Here is a 25,024-nt window from a genome sequence, read left to right as displayed (position 1 = left end):
ACAACAGCCGTGACTAAGCTTCGCTTTTAGCGATAGCCATCTCGGGTCTATTTTCGACTGAAGCCTGTCGACGCTCGGCGAATAACAAATAGAAACTCGGTAAAACAAACAGCGTGAATAGTGTGCCAATAAACATACCCGCCACTAAAATAATACCGATACTGTTTCGCGCTTCTGCTCCAGCTCCCGTCACCAATACTAAAGGAAAATGTCCTAAAATAGTTGCCGCGGTCGTCATTAATATTGGTCGCAAACGTGTCGTTGCCGCCTCTGTAACCGCCGCTAATTTATCGGCGCCAGCTATTTGAGCATGATTCGCAAATTCGACAATAAGAATACCATTTTTAGCGATTAAACCAATTAAGGTGATCAAACCAATTTGTGAATAAATATTAATGGTGGTTAACTCAATATAAGGTAAAAGTAATGCTCCCGACAACGCTAAGGGTACACAACCTAAAAGCACCACAAGCGGGTCTCTAAAGCTATTAAATTGTACCGCTAAAACTAAAAATACAATCAATAATGAAACACCTAATACCATCACTAGGGTACTGCCTTCTTTGCGAAGCTGACGTGATTCTCCAGCATAGTCAATACTGTAACCTGTAGGTAGCATATTTCTCGCCGCATTTTCTAGTGTTGACAGCGCTTGTTCTTTATTAACGCCTGGCGCAACGCCACCATAAACTTTAAATGAAGCCTGCTGAGCAAAAGTTGATAGTTCACGCGGTACGGTTTTCCATGTTAAATCAGCAACAGCCGAAACGGGGATTAATTCTCCCGAAGGTATCTTAATATTTAACGCTAAGATCTCTTCAGTTTTACCCCGAATATTATTATCAACCATTGGAATAACACGATATGCCTTACCGTTAGCATCGAAACGGTTAACGAAGTTACTCGACAATAGAATGCCCATTTGTTGACTAATATCAGCAACATTAAGCCCCAAATCAGCAATTTTTTCGCGATCTAGTTGTAACTCAACTTGGGGTAAATCTATTTTTAAATCACTGTCTGCAAAAAGAAAATCACCGCTGGCAAACGCTGCTCCCACTAATTGATCAGCATAGTTTTTCATTTCAGCGTAGGATGCCGAAGATTTAACCACCATTTCAATTTCAAATTGTCCCGCGGTTGGCAATGAACCGGGTAATATAGGTAACATATTCAAACCGGGTATTTGCGCCAATTTGCCATACATTTCTGGAATAAGTTCTTGTGTAGAGTAATTACGATCGTCAGCACCGACCAACTCTAAGCCGCCAAAGCCACCAGAAGTAAAGAGTAATTGCCAAACTTTCAAACCACCTTCAATCTCTTGTAAGGTCTCCACCACAGGTCCCATTTGAGCAACGTTGTACGCTAATGAAGAGTCAGGTGGTGACATAACGACAAACATAACACTCGCTTGATCTTCAACAGGCGCTAGCTCTTTCTTTGATTGCAAATAAAAAGGCACTGAAAGCAAAGAAACCACAGCCGCAATTAAAAAAACCTGCCCTTGCCACTTAAAAATACGTTGCAGTAATTTGCCATAAGCCTGTTGAATATTATCAAAGAGTTTATTCACTTTTCGTGTTAACCACCCCTCTTCCCCACCTTTAGGCAAGATATGTGCGCTCATCACCGATGATAAAGTAATCGCGACAATCCCTGAAATAATGACCGCAATAGCCAAGGTAAAAGCAAATTCTTTAAATAAAACCCCGGTTAACCCTGATAAAAATCCAATAGGAGCATAGACCGCAGCTAACGTTAAGGTCATCGAAATAATGGGAACAAGTAGTTGACGTGAACTTTCTAAAGCAGCGTCAAATTTTGAATAACCTTTACGCATTAAACGGGCAACGTTTTCCACCACCACAATCGCATCATCAACCACCAAACCTACCGATAATACAATCGCTAACACGGTTAATAAGTTAAGCGAGAAACCCATAAATGACATCGCTGCTACCGCGCCAAGTATAGATATAGGTATAGTAATAAGTGGTACCATCGCACTTCTAAATGACCCCATTAATAAGACAACGACCAAGCCGACTAAAATAACAGTTTCCATTAAAGTAATGAAAATTTCACTTAACGCATCACGCATATAAAGTGTACCGTCGAAGGCAAAATCTATCGACATACCTAAAGGTAATGTTTTATTCAATTCGGCAATTTTACTATAAAGACTATCGCCAATATCAATTTCATTAGCGCCAGGTAAGGGCCAAATTGAGATATAAACCGTGTCACTATCATTTAGCCTTGCCGTAACGCTGGCATCTTCTGCCGCTATTTCAACACGAGCAATATCAATTAAATGAATGGTAGCACCGTCGATATTTGCCACCACTAATTGCTCAAACTCAGTCACTGACGTTAATTGACTGTTAGCAACAATATCAATGCGCTGTCGGCTATTTTCAGCATAGCCCATAGTTGCAATACTGTTATTGGTTGCTAATGCTTGGTAAACCTCTGTCGAACTTAAGTTAAACACTGCAAGCGCTTGGGTATTCAACCAGATGCGCATTGCTGGCGTTCTTGCCCCTTCAATACCAACACGTTGCACACCTTCTATGGCGTTTAAAACCGGATTAACTTGTCGGGTTAAGTAATCAGTGACTTTTGATAAGTCATTACCATTAGCATTAACATTCAGATAGAAGACAGCAAAAGGACGATCTGCACGACTCACTGAGACTATGGGGTCTTGCGCACCTGTGGGTAATTCATAGCGAATTTGGCTTAAACGTGCGGTTAACTCCGCTAATGCTAAGGTACTATTTTCATTTAAGTTGAGCCACGCGGTAACTTTACTGCTGCCTGAAGTCGTTTTAGACTCAACATACTCAACACCAGGCACCGTTGCGGCAGCTCGCTCTATCGGTTCAGTAACAAAACCTTGCACCACTTCAGCTGAAGCGCCAATGTAATACGTGTCAATAACTAACGAAGCACTCTCTATCTTTGGAAACTGCAACACGGGGATCTTACTGATTGACCAAAGTCCCGCTAAACAAATAATAATAGACAAAACTAACGCGACAACAGGACGGCGAACAAAAATATCCATTACCGATGCTTTACTGTGTGAAATTGGATTTGAAGTTTTTTTCATCATAACTCGCTATTTCTTATCAGCAGTGCTCGCTGACAAAGACTCAGCGAGGTAAACTTTCATTTGTGGGAATAATTTAAATGCACCTTTTGTAGCAATTAATTGTCCTTCATTGAGGCCTGACAACACCATTACTCGGTCATCATTGCGATCACCCAAAGTCACTTTAACTTTTTTAGCCCGATAAGCACCTTCACCCTCTGCTTCAAGTATAAAAACATAACTTCCTAGTGGATCTCGTGTTATGGCGATATCAGGTACTGATATTAGCGAAGCCTCGGCGGCAATGGGTGAATAAACACTGACTAAGGTATTAGGCTTCAATGCTAATAATGAAGACTTTATTTGTGCGCGATACTTCAAGCTACGTGAAGTCCGTTTTAATTGTGGATCAATGGCAATAATCATCGCTTCATATGACTTAAGCTGATTCATCGGTTGAACGTTAACAACAGATCCCACCACGAGCTCTTGATAAACTTGTGGTAAGTAGAAATCAATCCAGGTAAATTCGTTAATACCAATCAAGGTCAATACTTGACTGTTTTTATCTAAATATTGTCCTATTTCAAGATTGTGAATGGCCACTTTTGCATCAAAAGGCGCGCTCAGTTTTTTCTTGGCGATCATCGTTTCTAATAAGGCTACATCTGACTTAGCCAATGCAACTTCAGCTTCAGCTTGATCAACAAGTTCTGCACTAATTTCATTGTTTTTCTTTAAGACAAGATAGCGACTGTAGGTCTTTTTCGCTAAGGTAAGCTGTGCTTGAGCGGCAATTAACTTCGAGTCTTCATCTCGATGGTCAATTTCAATAAGTACCTGATCTTTTTTCACCAGGCGTCCTGACTGTGCATTTAACAAGGTAATTTGCCCAGCGAATTCATTATTTAATGATAATGATTTAAAGGCTTGTACTTCACCACTGACTTTAAGCATTTCTTGATAATCGACACGAACCGCTTCAGTCGCATTAACCGTTGCTGAAGGCTCAGGCATATTGACTCCCTGCGATGCTTGGGCTTGTAATGATGACTTATAAAAATACAAGCTACTGACCACTGCAGCTAAAATTAGAATAATCAGAATCCATTGACGGATTTTCATAGTATTTCCTTTATTATTTCTCATGTTGTTATCTAAGTTCTGACGTAGTTAGCTGTAGAGCTACTTTTTCAATATCGTCTTTACTGACTTTTTGTTGCCAATTAAAGGTGTTGATAAAGCGTTGTAAATTAAGAATGTGCACATTGTCTGTTGATAAAGAAGTGATACCCTCTTGAGCTTCACTATCTTGTTTGCTGTTTCTATTGTGATGTAATCTTACCGTTTGAAAATAACCGACATTTAAAGACCATGCGCCAATACTTATCTGCTCCATGTCATTAACGCCCGACTGAAGTTCATTAGTATCGACTGCCGTTTGCAACAATACTTTAAATGAATCCTCGCAGACACGACTACAATTAATCATATAATCAAGCCAGCGTTGCGAGCATCGCTTTATAATAGAGCGTGTATTAACAATACTTTCTAGTTGATCATCAAAACTAAACATTTGTACTTTAGAAAAATCGAGTAAGCTTAAAGCAATAATTCGTTCTGGCGTAGTTAGTGGCAGTGCAAGCACTTGACTTACAACCCGATACCTTTCTTGATACATTTTTGTTGCTAAGACAATCAGCAAGTCTTCTTTACATTGCACAAATTTATAGACCGACCCCATAGATAGGCCAGCAGACTTGGCGATTGATGACATTGAAAAATCTAATAAGTTACTTTTTTCTATTGCGGTAACCGCGGCAAACAGAATTAACTTCTCTTGTTCTTCAAGGCTAAATTTTGGTGCGGGTGCCATAGCAACCTCTTTAACTTATTCGTTCGAATGATATTCGAACGCGATTATATAGCAATGTTGTTGAAATGCAATGTCCTGAAGTTAATGGCTAAAAAAACTTCGCTTAATTACCCACCAAGTTTTGTATAAATTAGCTTAAATGCTTGGTATTGTAGAAGTATAAAAATAAAAATTGAGATTTATTATGTTTCCTAATTGGCAATTGTCGGTATTGAGTATTGGTTATATTGGCCTGCTTTTTCTTATTGCCTATTTAGGAAACAAATACCGCCATAAAATTGTTCGTAAAAGTCAGGGTATTATTTATGCGCTAACACTAGGGGTTTACTGTACGTCGTGGAGCTTTTTAGGCACTACGGGCCAGGCCTCAACGAACTTTCTTTCTCATATTCCTATCTATTTAGGACCCATTTTATTATTTGTTTTTGCTTGGCCTTTTATCCAACGTATTGTGCGTGTTAGCTTAAAGTTAAACTTAACTTCTCTCGCTGATTTACTCGCCTCACGTTATGGCAAGTCACACAAGCTAGCGATTATGGTGACCATCGTCGCTTTAATCGGCACCATGCCCTATATCGCTCTACAATTAAAAGCTATTGTCTATTCTTTTCAACAACTTCAAGCTGAACAAACGTTAGTGACTTGGCGCTTTGGACTTATTTCAAGCGTAGTACTTGCTGGCTTCACCGTAATATTTGGTATTCGTCACATCGATGTTACCGAGCGCCACCCAGGTGTAATGCTTGCCATTGCTTTTGAATCGTTAGTCAAACTTTTTGCCTTTCTTGCTGTCGGTATTTTTGTGACTTTTTTTGTCTTCGACTCGCCCATGGACATTTGGTACAAGTCAGGAGCAAGTTTACAGCTAGAGCAGCAACTTAACTTTCCTAATATGATGTCGATGTTAGCGATGTTAGTTATTGTTATGGCGGCATTTTTATCCTTACCTCGACAATTTCAAGTCATGGTCGTTGAACTTAAAGACCCAAAAGATACTAAACTCAGTCGAAAAATATTTCCGCTTTATTTATTAGTTTTTGCGGTTTTCGCTGCGCCGCTGGGTATCGCGGGCCAAATGCTCTTGGGTGATAGTGTCCCTTCAGATGCTTATGTTTTATTTTTACCTTGGCATCAACAACAAACCTGGTTAACACTGTTTGCTTTTCTAGGTGCTATTTCTGCTGCCAGCTCTATGGTGATTATTTCTTCGATTGCACTGAGTACGATGTTGAGCAATGAAATAGTTTTCCCTTATATTTTTCGTGCTAGCAAAGCTAAAAACACCGATTTTGATGAATTTAGAATTCGCTTGCTTAACATTCGTAAAGCACTCGTTTTTTTAGTTATTTTACTGGGCTACGGGGTGTTTTTGATGACTTCACCCGATACGCTAAGCTCGTTAGGTGAAATTGCTTTTGGAGCTTTTGCGCAATTGACCCCAGCACTTGTTGCGGCATTTTACTGGCGAAGAGCAAGCTTAACTGGAGTATATGCGGGTATTTTAATTGGTTTTTCAATGTGGTTATTACTTAATTTTATTCCACAATTTGGCTTATACGAGCAGCCTTTTACCGGCGGCTTATTATCGGCTAATACCACCGTTAGCCTACTTAGCTTAACGGTTAATATGTTTGTAATGTGGGCATTATCACAAGTCAGTCGCCAAAGTGTGCAAGAGCGGGTACAGGCATCGCTATTTTTAGAGTGGCAAGCACCTAAACTACTCAATTCACAGAAAAAACGTCATATTGATGAACGTGATTTAGAAGTGCTTGTCTCGCGCTTTGTTGGCGAGGGAAAAGCAAAAATTAGTTTTAAACACTTTAAGCAAGGTGTCGTGAAAAAAGAGGTTACTCATCAAGATTATAATCAACAGTTATTACTGCATACTGAAAACACACTGGCAAGTGTTATGGGGGCATCTTCAGCACGTTTAGTCTTATCTTCGGCTTTAGATGGACGCGATATTGCCCTCGACGAAATTGCGGTATTAGTTGAAGATGCTTCGAGCCAGCAGCGTAAATTCAGTCAAAATTTATTACAAAGCGCTATAGAAAACGCCAGTGATGGTATTTCAATTGTCGATAATGAGCTAAAATTAGTCGCTTGGAACAATAAATATATTGATCTATTTTCTTACCCTAAAGAGTTAATTTACAAAGGCTGCCCGATAAAGCACCTTATTCGTTACAACGCCACGCGAGGTCTTTGCGGCGAAGGTGAAATTAGTCGGCAAGTTGAAAAACGTTTAGAGTATTTACGAAACGGAAGCCCTCACAGCTCTGAACGTGAAAACCCTGACGGCCAAGTGATCAGAATTCAAGGTAACCCTTTACCCGGTGGTGGCTTTGTCATGTTGTTTTCTGACGTTACCGCCTATAAAAATGCTGAAAGAGTCTTAAAAGATACCAATATTGATTTAGAAACCATTATTACCGAACGCACTAAAAAATTAGAAAAAACCAATGAAGATTTAGATGCTGCTCGTGAGAAGGCTGAACAAGCACATATCAAAAAAAGCCTCTATCTGAAAGCCTGCAGCCATGATTTAATGCAGCCATTGGAAGCTGCAAGATTATTTACCTCAGCCTTGAGTAGCCAAGGCAGTTTAAGCGAAAGCCAATTAAGACAAGTCAAAAACATCGATCATTCTTTAAAAGTTGCTAACGACTTACTGGCCGACTTAGCTGAAATAGCACGTATTGAAAGCGGTAATATCACCACCCACCTCACCACATTTTCAGTGAATGATTTATTTAAAGATTTGGCGCAAGAATTCTCAGCGACGGCGGCTGAATATCAAGTTGAATTTAAAGTGGTCTCTTGTAAAGCTTGGATTACTTCAGACCGTAATTTATTACGCCGTATTTTACAGAACTTAATTGGCAATGCCTTTCGCTACGCCAGTCCGGGGAAAATTTTATTAGGATCGCGAACTGTTGGTCAGCAAGTTATTCTGCAAGTATTGGACAACGGCCCAGGCATTCCGCTTGAAAAACAAAAGATTGTTTTCGAGCAATTTACTCAACTAGAAAACAATCCAAGTCATGCCAGCAGAGGTTTAGGATTGGGTCTGAATATTACCCAAAGCTTTGCAAAATTATTAGGACACCCGCTGTCGTTAACATCAAAAGAGCAGCAAGGGTGTAAGTTCTCACTCGCTATCACCAAAGCACATCGACAATTTAATATTAAAATTGAGCAGCCAGTCACTAAAATAGGTCTAAAAGACGTCACGGTAATGTGTATTGATAACGACCCTGATGTACTTAATGGCATGACAGAACTGCTCAGTGCTTGGCAGTGTAACGTGCTATCGGCTGAGTCTTTTGAGCAGGCAATAGCAATATTTGCACAGCATCAAAATGAAGTTGAAATTTTATTAGTCGACTACCAGCTTAATAACAATCAAGACGGCTTAACCCTTATCAAAGCGCTACGTGCAAGCAGTAATCATTATATTCCAGCAATATTAATTACAGCGACTACCGATAGTGACATTGAAGAAAAAACCCATAAAGCCGATGTTGGCTTTATGAGAAAATTGGTTAAGCCAGCAGCGCTGCGCGCAATGATGAGTGCACTGCTAGCGAAGAAGTTACAAGATAATTATTCTGAGTAATCGTTATCACCAACGGTTGTTGATGATTGATTTTACAAACCGCTGTGAGTGATTAATTAGAGGGTTGGGCACTAACAAGCAATTGGCAAGCAATAGCCCATTGCTATTACTGGTAATTGTTAATAGTTGCGGTTAGTGATTAATATTTGGCTCAGCAACATTCAGTGGCGCAATAGCAATAACGGCTTGCGTTCTGTTACGAACATTGAGTTTACGAAAGATAGCGGTAGCATGCGCCTTAATAGTCGCTTCTGAGACATTAAGGTCGTAAGCAATTTGTTTGTTTAATAAGCCTTGGGCAAACATCATTAAAATGCGGTATTGCTGCTGAGTTAAACTCGCCACACGCTCGGCAATATTACTTTCTCCATCACCTTTACTCGCCTGAGCAAAGCTTTCTGGCACCCATACTTCTCCTGCTAAGATTTGTTGAATCGCGTAAATAATAGTTTCAACTGGCGTCGATTTAGGTACAAAACCCGCTGCGCCATATTCCATCGCTTTACGAATAGTATCGTTATCTTCATGAGCCGAGATCATCACTACCGGTATTTGCGGAAAATGATTACGCACATGAATTAAAGTGTTAAAACCATGAGCGCCAGGAATATTTAAGTCTAACAAAACTAAATCACTGTCGGTATTATTAGCGAGTTGTTGTTCAAGTTGCTCGATTGTCTGTGCTTCTAACCACTGGGTTTTATTAAACTTAACATCGAGCGCAGCTAATAACGCTTGTCTAAATAAAGGGTGATCGTCAGCAACTATTATTTTTTCTGGCTGGAACATAATTTAATCCTTAAAACTTTCTTCTTCAAGTATACGGTTTTACCAGAAAAAGTTTATTAGACCTTAGCCTAACAACGCTTGTTTTGATTTAAACCACATTATGTTGAAATTATGCACCTTACTTGATTAAAAGTAAGGCAGCATCTTCAGCATAACAACAGAAAAACTAAGCTTTTGCTGGAATATTCTTCAATACTTCAACCAGTAACTGCCAATAAAGCCCAACGGCTTCGACATTCACTTTTTCATCAGGTGAATGAGGAAATTTAATGGTGGGGCCAAACGAAACCATATCCCAGTTTGGATAAGCGTTTTTAAATAAACCACATTCTAAACCGGCATGGATAACCATAATTTCAGGCACTTTATTAAAAAGTGACTGGTAAGTATCACGGACAGTTTTCATAATTTTTGAATCTGTATTCGGCTTCCAGCCGGGATAAGCACCAGAAAATTCAACCTTTGCTCCTGCTAATGTAAAGACTGATTTCACCATAGACTCGGCCAGTAATCGGCCATCGTCATGTAAACTACGAATAAGAGACATAGCGATAAAATTACGCCCTTTACAGCGAACAACCCCTAAGTTAAGCGATGTTTCTACAATACCTTCAATATCGTCACTCATGCGAATAACACCATTGGGGCAAGCGTTAAGGGCGTTTAAAATTGACGACTGTGTTTTAAGACTCCAACACTGGTCGAAAACCTCTGGTGAAATAAGTAACATCTCAATATCGGTTTCAATACTGCCTAATGTTGCGCGTAACCTGTCTAAATAATCGTCTAGGCTAAGTTTAAAAGCGCTCACATCTTTTGCTGCAATAACAAAACTGGCATCAGCTTCACGAGGAATAGCGTTACGCAAGCTCCCGCCATTTAAATCAACTAAACGCAAATCAAAATTTTGGCTTGCGTCGAGTAAAAATCGCACTAAAAGTTTATTTGCATTGGCACGACCCGTATCAATGTCTACCCCAGAATGCCCACCTTTTAAACCTGAAAGAGATAAGGTAAATGAAGTAAAATCTTGGGTAACATCTTCAAAAATCAATTTAAAGGTAGCTTCGGCGTCAATACCACCGGCGCACCCCATATAGATTTCACCTTCTTGTTCAGAATCGGTATTAATTAGAATATCACCCTCTAACCAGCCCGCCTCCAAGCCAAAAGCGCCGGTCATGCCAGCTTCTTCATCTATGGTTACTAAAACTTCTAAAGGACCATGAGCGATATCATTGCTTGCCAAAACGGCTAAAGCTGAGCATAAGCCAATACCATTATCAGCGCCTAAGGTGGTACCTTCTGCTGTAACCCATTGTCCATCAGCTTCTTCAACCGTGTAAGGTTTGATAGCATCGGTTAAAAAATCATGAACGGTATCAGCATTTTTTTGTGGAACCATGTCCATATGCGCTTGTAGAATGACGCCTTGGCAGTTTTCCATACCCGCTGTAGCTGGCTTCTTAATAAAGATATTACCAACGGCGTCTTCTTTTACCGATAAACCTTGCTCTTTTGCCCAAGCTTGGATCCAAGCTGATATTTTTTGCTCATGCTTTGAAGGGTGTGGAATACTGCATATTTTTTCAAATAACTGCCATAAATGCATGGGATGAAGCTGTGATAAATTACTCACATTTTTTCCTTAATTTTATTTTAATACTTATTAGTTTATCAACTTACTGAAATCGGTATTGCTCAGGGTTATGTCGTCGCATTTTTACCCGAAACTTACTTACCCGCCATTAAAAATTGCCATTGATCGTTAAAATCTTCGCTAGGCTTCTTGGTAAAACCTGAACGAACATATTGGCTAATTTTTCCTTCAACATAAGCGCCTAAGATATTTGCTAATGCTTGCTCTGAAATGCTAAAGCTCTTACCTTCACGTAATTTTCGTTCACGTAAGACTTGTTTAAATTGCGTTTCTAATTTTTCAAAATACTGATTAACACGTGTTCGTAATCTTTCATTTTCGCCCATTAACGCATCACCAGCCAAGATACGACACATGCCAGGATTACGCTCTGAAAAAACCAACAATACATGCAAAATATGATGACAACGCACTAAGGCTTCTTTGTGATCACTGAGGATTAAATTCACCCGTGAAAACGTTGATTCTTCAATAAAATCAATTAAACCTTCGAACATACGCGCTTTAGAAGGAAAGTGGCGATAAAGCGCAGCTTCTGATACACCCACTTCAGCAGCAAGTTTGGCGGTCGTTATTCTCTGGCCAGGACAAGTTTCTAGCATTTTTGCTAAACACTCTAAAATTTGTTGTTTGCGATTAGGTTTTTGCGCTACGGTCATAAATCGTTCTCTTATTTTTTTTCAACATAATGTTGCGAAATTAGTTGTACTAATTGCTCGGCAAGTATTTTTTTTGATGCTAACGGTAGTTCCGTTTTATTTTTATTGGAGAAAACCGTTAAGGCATTATCATCACTATTAAAGCCTTGTCCTGACAGCGCAACATTGTTGGCAGCAATCATATCAAGATTTTTTCTTTTTAATTTATCAAGCGCATAATGTGCTACATCTTGTGTTTCAGCCGCAAAACCGACGGTAAAAGGTTTTACGGATAAAGCAGCAACATCGGCAACAATATCAGGATTTTTCACTAAAATAAGTTGCATTTCATCAGCTGATTTTTTAATTTTTTGCGTTGCTACATCACTGACTCGATAATCAGCAACCGCGGCACAGGCAACAAAAACATCGGCTTTTTTGGCAAGTTCAAGCGCTTGCTGGTGCATTTGCAATGCACTTTCCACCGCTATTTTTTTACAACCATGGGGAACAGCAATACTGACGGGACCCGATATTATTTGGACTTCTGCGCCCGCTAATTGTGCTGCTTGTGCTATGGCATAACCCATTTTCCCTGAGCTATGATTTGAAATATAGCGCACTGGGTCTATAGCTTCACGTGTTGGCCCTGCTGTGATCACCCAACGTTGGCCCGATAAATCTACCTGAGCAATCTTCGACGCTGGTTGAAAAAATTGACAGACATGGCTGACTAAAGGGTCAACATCTAACATTCTCCCTAAACCAACATCACCACAAGCTTGTGCTCCTGAGCCAGGACCAAATACGGCAACTTTTCGTGAAATAAGTTTAGCAATATTTTCTTGAGTAATTGCCGCATGCCACATTTGTTGATTCATCGCTGGAGCGATAGCAATTGGCGCACTTGTTGCCAAACATAATGTAGTTAATAAATCATTCGCCATACCGCAGGTAATACGAGCAATTGCGTCGGCAGTCGCTGGTGCAATTAGGATAAAGTCTGCCCATTTTGCTAATTCTATATGCCCCATAGCTAATTCTGCTTGGCTATCAAGCAAACTGTCTGAAACGCCATTGGCAGAAACGGCCTGTAATGTTAGTGGAGTGATAAAAGCTTTTGCCGCTGTTGTCATCACTACACGAACATCTGCGCCATTATCTTTTAAACGACGCACTAATTCTGGCGTTTTATAGGCAGCGATACCGCCAGTAATACCCAGAACTATTTTTTTACCCTGTAAAATTTGCATAAACTGCTAGTCTTAATAACGATAAGTGGCGATAAGATACCATTAATTTGCCCATTTACAAATTTGCTTTGCAAGGATGCGGTGATGTTAAAAGATTGGTTAGAAAATGAAAAACCCAGGGAAAAGCTACTACACAAAGGACCTAGCAGTTTAAGTGATGCGGAATTATTGGCTATATTTTTACGCACGGGAGTAAAGGGATGCCATGTAGTTGAGCTAGCTCAGCAGCTTTTAAAAAGTTTTGGCAGCATTGCCGCCATCTATCGCGCAACTGAGCAGGAGTTTTGTCAACATCATGGTTTAGGTGTGGCGAAATATGTACAGTTACAAGCTTGTTTGGAGATGTCAAAGCGTTATCTTAGCGAGCAATTGCAAAAAGGTACTGCGTTAACCTCTTCACAGGTGACACGAGATTACTTGATCAGTGAATTACGTGGTGAAAGCAGAGAAGTCTTTGCGGTAATGTTTCTCGACAGCCAGCATCAAGTGTTAACCTTTGAACGATTATTTTTTGGCACCATTAACGCGGCAGCTGTCTACCCGAGAATAGTGGTTGAGCAGGCGTTAAAACAAAAAGCCGTCGCGGTAATTTTAGCGCATAATCATCCTTCGGGTATTGCCGAAGCGAGCATTGCGGATAAACAAATTACCAAAAGACTAGAACAGGCACTAAGCTTAATTGATATACAAGTACTCGATCACATTATTGTTGCCGGTAATCAGTGTTACTCGTTTGCTGAACACGGTGAATTATAAATAATAAATAACAGAAGGAGCTTTAGATGAATGAACCTAAACCCAATCAGAGCAGCGACGACGAGCGACGACAATCTTTTCGCTTAGATATGGAAAAAGAGTTAGTTGATATACGTTGGGTAAATGACCAGCAACAAACCGTGCAACGAAAAATTACTTGTTTGGACTTTTCGCGTGGCGGCTTAAAGCTCGATTGCGACCATGTCATTCCACTACAAACTAAAGTGACCGTCGTTTTTAAGGTAGCCAACCCCAACAGCCAAAATTTATATGGCACAGTGATCCGCTGTCTTAAGCAACCGAACGGTTATTTTGAATTGGCATTACGCTTAGAAAATGAAAATGCAAAATAAAATAGTTGCACTATAATTAATTCTCGACGCGAATGTTACAACAGCAAATGTTACAACAAGAGGTAAGGACATTTTATATTATGATGATTTTAGTAGGTGGCGAAAAAGGGGGTAGTGGTAAAAGCTGTTTAGCACAGAATTTAGCCGTTTATTTTGCCCGAGATAAAAAAGCTATCGTGTTGATGGTTGACTGTGATCCACAAAGAACAACCTCTGACTGGATACAAGCAAGAAATTCTGATCCGTCGTTACCCGCGATAAACTGTATTCAATTATACGGTAAAATTCGTAACGATTTACTCAGTTTAGTACAGCATTATGATTATGTAATTGTTGACTGTGGTGGCCAAGATAACTTAGCGCTTCGTGCTGCAATGTCGGTTGCTGACCATGTTATTATTCCGCTGCGCCCTAAACGTCGAGATCTAAAAACCGTGCCGCACATGGAAGATATGCTCAGTACCTGTAAAATGGTTAACCCAAAAATGCTCGCCTCTTTTGTTATCACCCAATGCCCATCGTTACCCAACCAAGGTAAACGAATATTAGAAGCAAAAGATGTTTGCCGCTCATATGGTATTAACGTATTAAACGCGGTAACCTTTAGTCGTAATGTTTATGATGACAGCGAAGAACAAGGCTCTTCAGTACTCGAAATAGAACCTCAGGGTAAAGCAGCAATAGAAATGACTGCTATAGCTGAAGAATTATTAGCAATGAAACCGGACAACTCACATGAGTTTAACTGACCTAAAGAAAACCACACAAGGAAATAAAAAGAAAAGGGAATTTACTGTTGACGAATTTATTGCTGACGCAGAAAATTACGCGTTAGGGCACCCTGAAATTGTTAATAGCGACAACACCAAAAATGTCTCTATTGAACAAGCCATTCTTGCTGCAAAACAGCAATTGGCGAGTAAGAATATGAAAGGAAATAAGCCCTTTCGTCATGCCACTTTCACTCTCAGTGAACAAGCGATTATCCAATTACAAGATCTCGCCAAAGAAACTAAATTAGCCAAATCACATATTATTCGTATTTTAATTAACGAACTTTGTGACGAAGAACAGCATAATAAACTGAAAAAATTGCTCGACTCAGGCATAAATTAACAACAATTTGATATTTATCTGTGCAATTATCACTCAAACCTTGCATTATACTGCCACAAAAAACAGATAAACCATTGTAAAGTAATACAATATTAAGTTAATATAGTTTTTTCTTATTAAAGGTGGCTTTCATTTTTCAGTTTCACTATAATATGCCACCTTTTTCAGGATCCCGAGGCGACGGTCTTGGGGAATAATAGTTCGACCTGGAATTAATTTTTGGAGTACTCAGAATGTCTAAAGTTTGCCAAGTAACAGGCAAAGTGCCAATGGTTGGAAACAACCGTTCACATGCAAGAAACGCGACTCGTCGTCGTTTTTTACCAAACCTTCAATCTCACCGTTTTTGGGTGGAGAGTGAAAATCGTTTCGTTAAATTACGTTTAACTCCGAAAGGAATGCGTATTATCGATAAGAAAGGTATTGATGTAGTATTAACTGACATCCGTGCCCGTGGCGGAAAAGTTTAACAACTACTTTTAGAGGAAATTATTATGCGCGATAAAATTCGTTTAGTTTCTAGTGCCGGTACTGGTCATTTTTATACTACTGATAAGAATAAAAAGACTATGCCTGAAAAGATGGAGATCAAGAAATTTGATCCACGCATCCGTCAGCACGTAATGTACAAAGAAGCTAAAATTAAGTAATTTAATTCAAGTTTTTAAAAACCCAGCAATTGCTGGGTTTTTTATTGCCTAAAATTTAGTATCATCACTATTATCGTATTTAATAATGAGTCTTTTATGAAGCTCTCTCGTACTGGTTGGAACAACGTTATCATTTTTTCAGTGATGATTTTTATTCTGGTGATTAACGTGACCAATAAAAAATTATATTCATCAACTGAGCAACAAGATAATAAACAACAGACCTTATTTGCCAAACATGCTGTTATTCTATCGCTAGCGGTTAACCAGCAAGTGGCGATAGAACGCATCGGACGCACTTGGCGAGCTACACCAGCAAAAATATCAGGACAAGCATTAGAGCAAATGATGCTCTCCTGGCATGAGATAACAGGTGACATAGTTACTGTTCCACCCGAGCTTGACCACCAAATGGCGTTAGTTGTTACGGTTGAATTAGCCGGTGAAGCGCAAGCTCAATTACTTAATTTGTTTATTACTGATAATGAATTGCTGGTCTTTAATCCTCAGCAAAAAAGATGGTTAGCTTTTCCGTTGGCAATATTTTCACAGCTCATTCCCAATGAAATATTAGCCAGTTAACTTCCCCCTTTCACTAAAACTATAAAGAAGATCATGTCGATGACTCATCATAAAATACAAGACTGCGCGATACTGACCATGGACAACCTTGAAAATTTTGAGGCTTACGACCATTTACTTGCACAGCCACTACTCGCGTTAGGTTGGCAAATGCATATGGTGTCATGGCACGATAAAAGTGTTAATTGGAACGACTATGCTGCCGTTATTATTCGTTCGCCATGGGATTACCAAGACGATGCGGCTGAATTTTTAAAGGTGTTAACTGATATTGAGCAATCTAGTGCTCACCTTGAAAATAGTTTACTAACAGTTGAGTGGAATATTGATAAAAAATATTTACGTGAATTAGTTAGCCTTGATGTAAATATTGTTAAAACATTGTGGCGGAAAAATTTAACGCCGCAACAGCTAGATCAATATTTTACTGAATTAAATGTTGATCAATTAGTCATTAAGCCTCGTATAAGTGCAAATGCTGATAATACTTTTTGGCTAACAAAAGAAAATCATCAAACATTTTATCCGCAACTTGCCCAAGCGTTTTCAGCCAGTGAGTTTTTAGTTCAGCCCTTTATGAAAAATGTTATTGATGAAGGTGAGTTTTCACTGTTTTATTTTAATGGCCACTACAGTCACGCCATTTTAAAAACACCAAAAGACGATGACTTTCGCGTTCAGGAAGAACATGGCGGTCGTTTAAGGTCAATAACACCCGAAGCAAGCTTAACAAAGCATGCGGAGCAAGCCCTTAAAGCGATAAAAACGCTAATAGGCATGCCTCTGTATGCTCGCGTTGATTTTGTACGCTGTGAGCAGGGTTTTGCCCTTATGGAAGCTGAGCTAATTGAGCCTTCATTATATTTTAATATGGATGAACAATCAGCAACACGCTTTGCCGATGCTTTTGTTCATCGCATGCAAGCATTAACACTGTAATTTACCATAAACCCGATATAGAGCTACTATGCCCGAATTACCTGAAGTAGAAGTTTGCCGACAAGGCATTAGTCCCCATATTTTAAAGCAAACCGTTTCGCAAGTCGTTGTACGTAATGCAAAATTACGTTGGCCTATTCCTGAAACAGTACAAAGTATGATTGGTCATAGTGTTCATGCTGTTGAACGCCGCTCAAAATATTTATTAATTAAGTTTTCACATGGCACCTTAGTTTTGCATTTAGGCATGTCAGGAACCATTAGAGTTATTGAAGCCGATACACCTATCGCAAAGCATGACCATTTTGATTTAGTCTTCGCACACGGCAAAGCGTTACGTTTGAATGACCCTCGACGTTTTGGCGCGGTATTATGGTTTAAAGACAATATTGACGAGCGAGGTTTATTAAGTAAATTAGGACCCGAGCCATTGAGTGATGACTTCACTTACGGTTATTTATTTACTAAGGCACAGAATCGCAAAGTACCAATAAAAACCTTTTTAATGTCAAACCCTGTTGTGGTCGGTGTCGGTAATATTTACGCAAATGAAGCATTGTTTAAAGCAGGTATTCTACCAACGGCCTTAGCCGGAACAATTTCTGCAGCACGTTTTGATCAGCTTACCGATATTATCAAACAAGTATTAACTGCAGCCATTGCCCAAGGTGGCACAACCTTAAAAGATTTTACTCAAGCAGATGGTCGCCCAGGATATTTTGCACAAGAATTATTAGTTTACGGTCGAGCAGGCAAGCAATGTAATAGCTGCCAAACGATTCTTGAAGAAGTTAGACAATCGAATCGCAGCTCGGTGTTCTGTCCGAACTGCCAAACTGATTAAGTATCGTCGAGTGCGGCTTTTACAATAGGATGAACAAATTGACTCACATCACCATTATGCAAGGATACTTCTTTTACTAAGGTTGACGAGATAAAAGAATTTCCTTCTGATGGTGTCAAAAATACACTTTCGAGTTCAGGGGCTAAACGTCTATTCATATTGGCTAATTGAAATTCATAATCAAAATCAGACACAGCGCGCAAGCCGCGGATCAGTACTTTGGCTTGATTTTTTTTAGCAAAATCGACTAGCAAGCCACTAAAACCAACCACGGTGATATTGGGCAGATGTCGACTCACTTCTTCAATCATAGCAACACGCTGCGCTAAATCAAAACGAGGCTTTTTACTTGGGCTGGCAGCAACACCAACAATAACTTCAGAAAACAAAGCACTCGCACGTTCAATTAAATCTGTGTGGCCGTTAGTGACCGGATCAAAGGTTCCTGGGTAAATCGCTTTTATCGTCATTAGTTGTATCTTCTTTATAAACTTAAAAACATTGTAAAGGCTATTTTTAGTGAATGGAAACTTACAAAGACGAATTTGTTAAAGTATTTACTCGAAAAGCCTTTCCGTCAGTTCAATTTTGATAGTATGATGGAAAATAATACAATGATAAAAACAGAAGTAACTGACATGAAAACCCGTGATAAAATTATTCAAGCCAGCATTGAGCTTTTCAATGAACAAGGCGAGCGCAACGTAACAACCAATCATATTGCAGCGCATTTAAGCATTAGTCCGGGTAACCTCTATTATCATTTTCGCAATAAAGAAGACATTATTCTTTCCATCTACGAAGAATATGCACGTAACCTATTACTAGATACAGTCCCTTTTGTAACGCCCGAAGTAAAGCCCCTCGATACCATCATTTTATATATGGATGCTGTTTTTCAAGCACTGATGAAGTTTAGATTTTTCTACAGTAACCTGCCGGTATTGTTAGCAAAAAATCCTTTATTACATGAAAAATATGTTGATGTACAATCATCAATAGCTACCCGTGTCAGTGAGATGCTGTTGTCATTACGTAGTACTCATATGATGAAGTTTGCTGATGAAGACTTACCTGATATTGTCAGTATCTTGCGTTTAGTGAACACCTTCTGGTTAAGCTTTTATCAAACCCAAAATAAAAACATTGAAATTACTGATGCTGTTTTTTATGAAGGCGTCTTAAAAATATTAGTGATTATTCAACCTTATATCACTGAATCTGCAATGCCTGAGTTTTTAGAAGCGCGTACCATGTACCGTAAACGTTGTATGGAAGTCGCTGAAATCGCTTAATCACCAACCGCCTGATCAGTTGAAAATCAAAATATTATTCAATTAAATTTTGCATTTTTAATGCCGTTAATCACTCATTTGACTGCAGGTATCCTGCTAATAGAAGTTGCCAGTCTGATTTTTGCCAATTAAAGTTTGGCAATTTTGCTTTTTCTTTTTCAAAAGAACGTAATAATCTTGCCATATTAGCTTGCTGCCATGATTGAGCAACCGCTCGTTGTTCGCCGCGATCAAAATCAATCAACCAAACATTGTTCTCTTCATCGAGCAGAATATTGTGACTATTTAAATCATGATGATAAATGCCAGCATCATGAAAACGACGGATCACCTTGCCCACTTCTCGCCAAATGTGCTCGACTAATGGTGCTTTTGATAAAACCGCGACTAAATCTTGAGCATGTTCAATTCGAGAAGATAACAAATCAGCTTGATAAAAAAGCCCCTGCTTAATCACTCGAAAAGCAACCGGCTTTGGCGCTGGCAGTGCTAACCCCTGTAGCGTATTCAATAAATGGTATTCTTGGGCGGCTCGAGTACTATTTTGTCCCGTAAAAAAATATTTATCATTAATTATTTTGCCAATTAAACCACCACGAAAATAATGACGTAACACCCAATGTTGTTTTTCCATGGTGTTTACTTCTGGAGAGTCGTACTGAACAAACCAAGTAGTACCACGCCCTTGGGCACTGCCGGTAATGGCATTATTTTCATGCCAAAAATCACTATTAAGCATTTCAGGAGAAAAGTCATCGATTGCATTGGCGTTATAGCAACAATAAATATTAGCTTGTTGGTAAATTTTTTCTTGGTAAGGTTTTACAATTGCTGACTGTTTCAAGATAATAGACTCAATTCAAATACTTTATATGCTCTATTGTGGTGATTCCTTTATGCTGGGTCAATTAACAGCGCCAAAAAATTTATGTTTATTACGCTTATCTGCTATCGGAGACGTTTGTCACGCCGTAGCTATGGTGCAACAAATTCAACGTTTTTATCCTCAAACAAAAATTACTTGGGTGATAGGCAAAGTAGAGGCGAACTTATTACAAGAATTGCCACAGGTAAAATTTGTCATATTTGATAAGAAAGCAGGCTTAAAAGGCTATCGGGATTTACGTGCTGAGTTAGCCGATCAAAAATTTGATGTGCTATTACATATGCAAGTAGCCTTGCGTGCCAGTTTAGCGAGTTGCTGTATTAAAGCAAAAATAAAAATAGGTTTCGACCGTAAACGAGCTAAAGAAGGTCAGTGGCTTTTCACTAATCATCAGATAGCGCCACAACATCAACCACATGTACTTGATGGTTTTATTGGTTTTGCAGAAGCTATCGGTGTTCCCAGCGAAAGTCCTAGCTGGCAAATGCCCATTGGTGACGAAAACGAACTTTGGGCAAGTGAGCGGCTATCGTTAGCATCTGATAAACCTATTGCTGTTATTTCGCCCGCGGCAAGTAAAGCTGAGAGAAATTGGCATGCCGAAGGTTATGCAAAAATAGCCGATTATTTAACAGCGTTAGGTTTTCAAGTGGTTATTTGTGGCGGACCGACCACATTAGAAACATTACTAGCCACTGAGATTATCAGTTTAAGCCAATGCAACCTTGTTAACCTTGTTGGCCAAACCAATTTGAAACAGCTACTTGGTGTGCTTAAAATAGCTCATTTGGTGATAGCTCCTGACACTGGGCCAGCGCACATGGCAGTCACTGTTGGCACACCCGTTATTGGCTTGTACGCGCACAGTAATCCTTGCCGTACCGGGCCATATTTATATCAAAACTATGTAGTAAGTTGCTACCAACATACTGCCCAAGAACAATATAGACAACCTCTTGAACAGCTACCTTGGGGGATTCGCGCCAAAGGTAGTGATTTAATGAATGGTATTACTTTCAGCCAAGTTAAAGAAAAACTGCACCTACTTCTTGATGAACACTACCCTGAGTTTCTCCTTAAATAATAGTGACGGTTAAACTGCCTCACATCAACTATAAATTCAAAACAAGGTCTTGCATTATTTTAGCGAGACCAGGGATCCTTGCGCCACATTTAACTTAACAAGCAACAACAACAACAACAACCGAATAACAGTTATCGGGAAAAAGACAATAAAGTAAATTTATTTGTTGCAAATGATAATCACTATCATTAGTATTCGCACCAAGTAAATTTATCTCTCAATTTTTCTCTTAGGAATAACAATGAAGTATTCACCTGTCTGCTTAGCAATTTTCGTTGGCTTAACGCCTTTTTCATCAAGTGCCAATGAAAGCGCTACAAATAATAGCTCTGTTGAAGTTATTGAAGTTAAAGGTAGTTATTTTAATAACTATAAAGTTGACCAAGCACATGGCGCAATGCGGACCAATGTTTCTTTATTAGAAACTTCTCAGTCGGTCACCGTTATTCCCAACTCGGTAATAGCAGAACAACTAGCGACAACATTAGGCGAAGTATTAACCAATGACGCAAGTTTAACTGCCGGCTCTAAACAACGTAATCGTGAAGTATTCAATCTACGCGGCTTTGAACTAAGTTCTTCCAATGGCTACCTTAGAGATGGCCACCAGCATTGGTCACACTACCAACAACCTATCGAAATCTTAGAAAATATCGAAGTGATTAAAGGTCCTTCAAGTATTTTATATGGTCAATCAGGGCCTGGTGGATTAGTGAATATGGTGACAAAAAAGCCAACAGCTAAAACATTATTTACGCTAGGTGTTGATGTTGACCAAGAAGGTTCAAGCCGATTATCGTTAGATGCTGGTGGCTCGTTAACTGATGATGAGTCATTACGTTACAGAGGTGTACTGGTTAAACAAGATGCTAAATATCAGCATGAGTACCAAAACAATGAACAACGTCAGCGCGATCGTTTTCTAGGTGCGTTAGTCATTGACTATGATATTTCAGACGATGCAATGGTACGCCTTCATTATGACCGAACGGACGATGAAGCAGGGTTAGATACAGGTTCTTGGTTAGATGAAAAAGGCGATGTTATTGGTCATAATAAAACCATTCGTGATATGTCTTGGGCATTTACTGACATTACCGTTGAAAACATCGGTGTTGATATCAACTATGCATTAAATAATCAGTGGCAAGTTGCACTCGGCTACAATGAACAAAGCTTTAAACGCCAACGATTTGAATCGTCTCCTAAAAAACCCACAACTTTTTTAGAGGGTGATAGCTATACGTCTAAACCCTACGACCGTTTTGATGACTGGCAGTTTAAAACTGCTTTTATCGATTTTACCGGAGAATTTACCCTCGCCGGTCTCGATCATCAATTATTAATTGGCGCTAATTCTTTAGACTATTACTACGGACAACGTAAAGTAAATGGCGAGTCAATTAACTACTCTAGCGACCAAGAAGAGCCAGCACGACCTGATATCAGCTACACAACTGACGATTCACTTTACACCAGTGCCTATGATTACTATGGCATTTATTTACAAGACTTAATCACCTTAAATGATCAATGGCAAATATCGGTCGGAGGACGTTACGACAAGCAAAGTAAAGAAGGCGCGAACAATGAGTCGTTCTTGCCTAAAGCTGGGCTTTTATTTCATCCTGATGCCCAAACCACTTTCTACGCGAGTTATTCAGAAGGGTTTGAACCCCAGAGCAGCGAAACACTCGAAAACGATCGAGATATTAATCATGGCATGAAGCTCGAGGCCATGACATCTAAACAACTTGAAATCGGCTCTAAGTGGCAATTATTTGATGAACGTTTATTAGTAACGACCGCTATTTTTGATATTACCAAAACAGGCAAGTTAATCACTGAAACAATCAACGGCGATCCTAATTTTGATACGCAAACTGAACAGGCAGGTGAGCAGCGTCACAAAGGTTTCGAAGTTGCTGCACAAGGCGCAATAAACGATAAGCTCTTTGTTATGGCATCGTTAATGAACTTAGCCGCAAAATACGACAAAGATGAAAATTATCAAGGAAAAACCCCTGTTGATGCTCCCGAGTGGTCAGCATCAATTTGGTCTCGTTATGAATTAACGGACCAACTTGCTCTTAATGCGGGTGCATTTTATCAAGGTGAACGTTTTGCCGATAGCGATAACACTATATCCAAAGATGCTTATACCCGTATCGATGTTGGAGCAACCTATAAGACCACAATAAGTGGCCAAGGTGTTGATTTCCGCTTCAACATACAAAACTTGCTCGATACTGATTACCTTGCTGGTGGTGGTATATCTAGCGTTACCGCAGGCGACGGAATTAGCTACCGATTAGCCGCACAGATATCATTCTAAATTGACTAAAAATAATGGGTAACAAATAGTTATTTGTTGCTCATTAATAAATTAAAGACCCTGACACCTGCTATGCAAATAAATAAAAGTACCTTAAGTTTTTCTCGTCTGATTCATGTCTATGTGTCGATGGCATTGTTGAGCTTACTGCTCTTTTTTTCAGTAACCGGCATTACCCTCAATCATCCTGAATGGTTTCGTGACAGCAAAGCTGACGTTGTAGAAAGAGCATTAATGATTGATTTGTCTATGATTAAAAATCCGCCGTTAACACCACTACAAATTGTTAATGTTTCGACAGCTATTGAGCAAAAATTGTCGGTATCGTTAAACAACACGATCCTCGAAAGTAGCCAAGACGAGTTGTTTTTCAGTATAAAACGAGCAGGAAAAAATACCGCTATTACCCTCGATTTAGTCAGTGGAGAGTTGTTTTTTGAAGAAACTGACTACGGTTGGTGGGCGCTAATGAACGATTTACATAAGGGAAGAAATACCAGTGTTTTTTGGGGGTGGATTATTGATATAACCAGTTTACTTTGCATCCTATTTGCCCTAAGTGGCTTTATTTTAGCCATGCCACAAAGACGATTTAATCGTACCTTAACGGTAAGTTTAACCGTGACTGTCGCCATGATTTCTACCGCTATCTGGTGGATTTAAATCAATTAGCATGAACAACGCTCTCTACTTGAGTGAGCACAAAAGGAATTTATATGAAGATAAACAAAATCGGGTTATCACTTATTTTATTAAGCTTGATAAATTTTAATGCCGTTGCCAATCCGAGCAACTCAGCGCCAGCACAATTAGAGCTTGAACTGACTTTAAAGCAGCAACTCGGCGAGTATCATCCGCCCTATGTTGCGAGCTGGATTGAAAACTCACAAGGAAAACCAGTACGTACCTTATTACTTTGGCGAGAAAAAACGAAATGGTTAAAGGACATTCGACGATGGTGGCGTAAGGTCGGTAAAAAAGATGCTGACTTTGTTGATGGTATAACTTCTGCGACTCGCGCAGCAGGCAAATATCCTCTGACTTTCTTGGCCGAAGATGATCAGAAAAAGTCACTAATAAAAGGACAATATACTTTATTTATTGAAGTAGTCAGAGAAAACGGTGGACGAGCCATTTTGCGCCAACCATTTGTATTAAATAACATAAAATCAACATTTACTTTAGCGGCAAGCCATGAAACTGATGAAATAAAATTCACTGTGCTACCGAAATAAACGTATTCATC

24 protein-coding genes are annotated in these 25,024 nt (G+C 39.4%); 15 read left to right on the top strand and 9 right to left on the bottom strand.

Annotated elements, in window-relative coordinates:
• Nucleotides 1–13: 13 nt before the first annotated feature.
• Genes H4J76_RS07435 through H4J76_RS07425 form a run of 3 tightly spaced genes read right to left on the bottom strand, consistent with a single transcriptional unit; the run spans nucleotide 14 to nucleotide 4,976 of the window.
• Nucleotides 14–3,121, bottom strand: a complete 3,108-nt coding sequence (locus tag H4J76_RS07435; RefSeq protein ID WP_259377127.1) for an efflux RND transporter permease subunit — start codon at nucleotides 3,119–3,121, stop codon at nucleotides 14–16.
• A 6-nt stretch (nucleotides 3,122–3,127) separates the two neighbouring features.
• Nucleotides 3,128–4,225 (bottom strand): efflux RND transporter periplasmic adaptor subunit, encoded by a 1,098-nt coding sequence (locus H4J76_RS07430; protein ID WP_182230341.1) that lies wholly within the window; start codon nucleotides 4,223–4,225, stop codon nucleotides 3,128–3,130.
• 28 nt (nucleotides 4,226–4,253) lie between these two features.
• Nucleotides 4,254–4,976 carry a TetR/AcrR family transcriptional regulator gene (locus H4J76_RS07425; RefSeq protein ID WP_182230340.1) on the bottom strand — a complete coding sequence of 241 codons (723 nt, stop codon included), beginning with the start codon at nucleotides 4,974–4,976 and terminating at the stop codon, nucleotides 4,254–4,256.
• 184 nt (nucleotides 4,977–5,160) lie between these two features.
• Here H4J76_RS07425 and H4J76_RS07420 point away from each other — a divergent pair, with 184 nt between their 5' ends.
• Complete coding sequence (locus tag H4J76_RS07420; RefSeq protein WP_182230339.1) at nucleotides 5,161–8,598, top strand: PAS-domain containing protein; 3,438 nt, start codon at nucleotides 5,161–5,163, stop codon at nucleotides 8,596–8,598.
• A gap of 132 nt (nucleotides 8,599–8,730) precedes the next feature.
• Here the strand turns inward: H4J76_RS07420 and H4J76_RS07415 are convergent, their stop codons facing one another.
• The 4 genes from H4J76_RS07415 to coaBC all read right to left on the bottom strand — a co-directional run bounded on the left by H4J76_RS07415 (nucleotide 8,731) and on the right by coaBC (nucleotide 12,938).
• Nucleotides 8,731–9,390 carry a response regulator gene (locus tag H4J76_RS07415; RefSeq protein WP_404842394.1) on the bottom strand — a complete coding sequence of 220 codons (660 nt, stop codon included), beginning with the start codon at nucleotides 9,388–9,390 and terminating at the stop codon, nucleotides 8,731–8,733.
• A 163-nt stretch (nucleotides 9,391–9,553) separates the two neighbouring features.
• On the bottom strand, nucleotides 9,554–11,026 hold the full coding sequence (locus H4J76_RS07410; RefSeq protein WP_182230338.1) for an aminoacyl-histidine dipeptidase: 1,473 nt from the start codon (nucleotides 11,024–11,026) through the stop codon (nucleotides 9,554–9,556).
• Between the two features lie 95 nt (nucleotides 11,027–11,121).
• Nucleotides 11,122–11,706: a nucleoid occlusion factor SlmA gene (slmA, locus tag H4J76_RS07405; RefSeq protein ID WP_070375422.1), complete on the bottom strand. Its 585-nt coding sequence runs from the start codon at nucleotides 11,704–11,706 to the stop codon at nucleotides 11,122–11,124.
• Nucleotides 11,707–11,717: 11 nt separating this feature from the next.
• Nucleotides 11,718–12,938, bottom strand: coding sequence for a bifunctional phosphopantothenoylcysteine decarboxylase/phosphopantothenate--cysteine ligase CoaBC (gene coaBC, locus H4J76_RS07400; RefSeq protein ID WP_182230337.1), 1,221 nt, complete (start codon nucleotides 12,936–12,938; stop codon nucleotides 11,718–11,720).
• An 81-nt stretch (nucleotides 12,939–13,019) separates the two neighbouring features.
• Between coaBC and radC the strand changes: the two genes are divergently transcribed.
• The 9 genes from radC to mutM all read left to right on the top strand — a co-directional run bounded on the left by radC (nucleotide 13,020) and on the right by mutM (nucleotide 18,178).
• On the top strand, nucleotides 13,020–13,694 hold the full coding sequence (gene radC, locus H4J76_RS07395) for a DNA repair protein RadC (RefSeq protein ID WP_070375420.1): 675 nt from the start codon (nucleotides 13,020–13,022) through the stop codon (nucleotides 13,692–13,694).
• A 26-nt stretch (nucleotides 13,695–13,720) separates the two neighbouring features.
• The gene (locus H4J76_RS07390) at nucleotides 13,721–14,047 is read left to right on the top strand and encodes a PilZ domain-containing protein (RefSeq protein WP_182214547.1); all 327 of its coding nucleotides are present in this window, start codon (nucleotides 13,721–13,723) and stop codon (nucleotides 14,045–14,047) included.
• A gap of 80 nt (nucleotides 14,048–14,127) precedes the next feature.
• Nucleotides 14,128–14,796: an AAA family ATPase gene (locus H4J76_RS07385; RefSeq protein WP_070375418.1), complete on the top strand. Its 669-nt coding sequence runs from the start codon at nucleotides 14,128–14,130 to the stop codon at nucleotides 14,794–14,796.
• Complete coding sequence (locus tag H4J76_RS07380; protein WP_070375417.1) at nucleotides 14,783–15,163, top strand: hypothetical protein; 381 nt, start codon at nucleotides 14,783–14,785, stop codon at nucleotides 15,161–15,163. The genes H4J76_RS07385 and H4J76_RS07380 overlap by 14 nt, the downstream gene beginning before the upstream one ends.
• A gap of 233 nt (nucleotides 15,164–15,396) precedes the next feature.
• The gene (rpmB, locus tag H4J76_RS07375) at nucleotides 15,397–15,633 is read left to right on the top strand and encodes a 50S ribosomal protein L28 (RefSeq protein WP_070375416.1); all 237 of its coding nucleotides are present in this window, start codon (nucleotides 15,397–15,399) and stop codon (nucleotides 15,631–15,633) included.
• 24 nt (nucleotides 15,634–15,657) lie between these two features.
• The gene (gene rpmG, locus H4J76_RS07370; RefSeq protein ID WP_070375415.1) at nucleotides 15,658–15,813 is read left to right on the top strand and encodes a 50S ribosomal protein L33; all 156 of its coding nucleotides are present in this window, start codon (nucleotides 15,658–15,660) and stop codon (nucleotides 15,811–15,813) included.
• Nucleotides 15,814–15,909: 96 nt separating this feature from the next.
• Nucleotides 15,910–16,395, top strand: coding sequence for a hypothetical protein (locus H4J76_RS07365; protein WP_182230336.1), 486 nt, complete (start codon nucleotides 15,910–15,912; stop codon nucleotides 16,393–16,395).
• Nucleotides 16,396–16,428: 33 nt separating this feature from the next.
• Entirely contained in the window at nucleotides 16,429–17,334 is a 906-nt protein-coding gene (locus H4J76_RS07360; protein ID WP_259377126.1) for a RimK family alpha-L-glutamate ligase, read from the top strand.
• Between the two features lie 28 nt (nucleotides 17,335–17,362).
• Nucleotides 17,363–18,178: a bifunctional DNA-formamidopyrimidine glycosylase/DNA-(apurinic or apyrimidinic site) lyase gene (mutM, locus tag H4J76_RS07355; protein WP_070375413.1), complete on the top strand. Its 816-nt coding sequence runs from the start codon at nucleotides 17,363–17,365 to the stop codon at nucleotides 18,176–18,178.
• Here mutM and coaD read toward each other — a convergent pair.
• Entirely contained in the window at nucleotides 18,175–18,648 is a 474-nt protein-coding gene (gene coaD, locus H4J76_RS07350) for a pantetheine-phosphate adenylyltransferase (protein ID WP_070375412.1), read from the bottom strand. The two genes, mutM and coaD, sit on opposite strands and share 4 nt — an antisense overlap.
• Before the next feature lie 144 nt (nucleotides 18,649–18,792).
• Here coaD and H4J76_RS07345 point away from each other — a divergent pair, with 144 nt between their 5' ends.
• A complete protein-coding gene (locus H4J76_RS07345) occupies nucleotides 18,793–19,473 on the top strand; it encodes a TetR/AcrR family transcriptional regulator (protein WP_231907340.1) in 681 nt (226 codons plus the stop codon).
• A 70-nt stretch (nucleotides 19,474–19,543) separates the two neighbouring features.
• Here the strand turns inward: H4J76_RS07345 and H4J76_RS07340 are convergent, their stop codons facing one another.
• Nucleotides 19,544–20,317, bottom strand: coding sequence for a 3-deoxy-D-manno-octulosonic acid kinase (locus H4J76_RS07340; RefSeq protein WP_220465999.1), 774 nt, complete (start codon nucleotides 20,315–20,317; stop codon nucleotides 19,544–19,546).
• A gap of 52 nt (nucleotides 20,318–20,369) precedes the next feature.
• Between H4J76_RS07340 and H4J76_RS07335 the strand changes: the two genes are divergently transcribed.
• From H4J76_RS07335 to H4J76_RS07320, 4 genes are all read left to right on the top strand, one after another.
• Nucleotides 20,370–21,443 carry a glycosyltransferase family 9 protein gene (locus H4J76_RS07335; protein WP_182230335.1) on the top strand — a complete coding sequence of 358 codons (1,074 nt, stop codon included), beginning with the start codon at nucleotides 20,370–20,372 and terminating at the stop codon, nucleotides 21,441–21,443.
• Nucleotides 21,444–21,684: 241 nt separating this feature from the next.
• Nucleotides 21,685–23,778: a TonB-dependent siderophore receptor gene (locus H4J76_RS07330; RefSeq protein WP_182230334.1), complete on the top strand. Its 2,094-nt coding sequence runs from the start codon at nucleotides 21,685–21,687 to the stop codon at nucleotides 23,776–23,778.
• 72 nt (nucleotides 23,779–23,850) lie between these two features.
• On the top strand, nucleotides 23,851–24,441 hold the full coding sequence (locus H4J76_RS07325; RefSeq protein ID WP_070377110.1) for a PepSY-associated TM helix domain-containing protein: 591 nt from the start codon (nucleotides 23,851–23,853) through the stop codon (nucleotides 24,439–24,441).
• Between the two features lie 53 nt (nucleotides 24,442–24,494).
• Entirely contained in the window at nucleotides 24,495–25,013 is a 519-nt protein-coding gene (locus tag H4J76_RS07320) for a DUF2271 domain-containing protein (RefSeq protein WP_182214554.1), read from the top strand.
• Nucleotides 25,014–25,024 lie beyond the last annotated feature (11 nt).

This window comes from Colwellia sp. BRX9-1 (assembly GCF_014077195.1).
Classification (GTDB): Bacteria; Pseudomonadota; Gammaproteobacteria; order Enterobacterales; family Alteromonadaceae; genus Colwellia_A.
The sequence above is the reverse complement of the archived record's forward strand: the minus strand, read 5'-3'. Positions and strand labels throughout refer to the sequence as shown.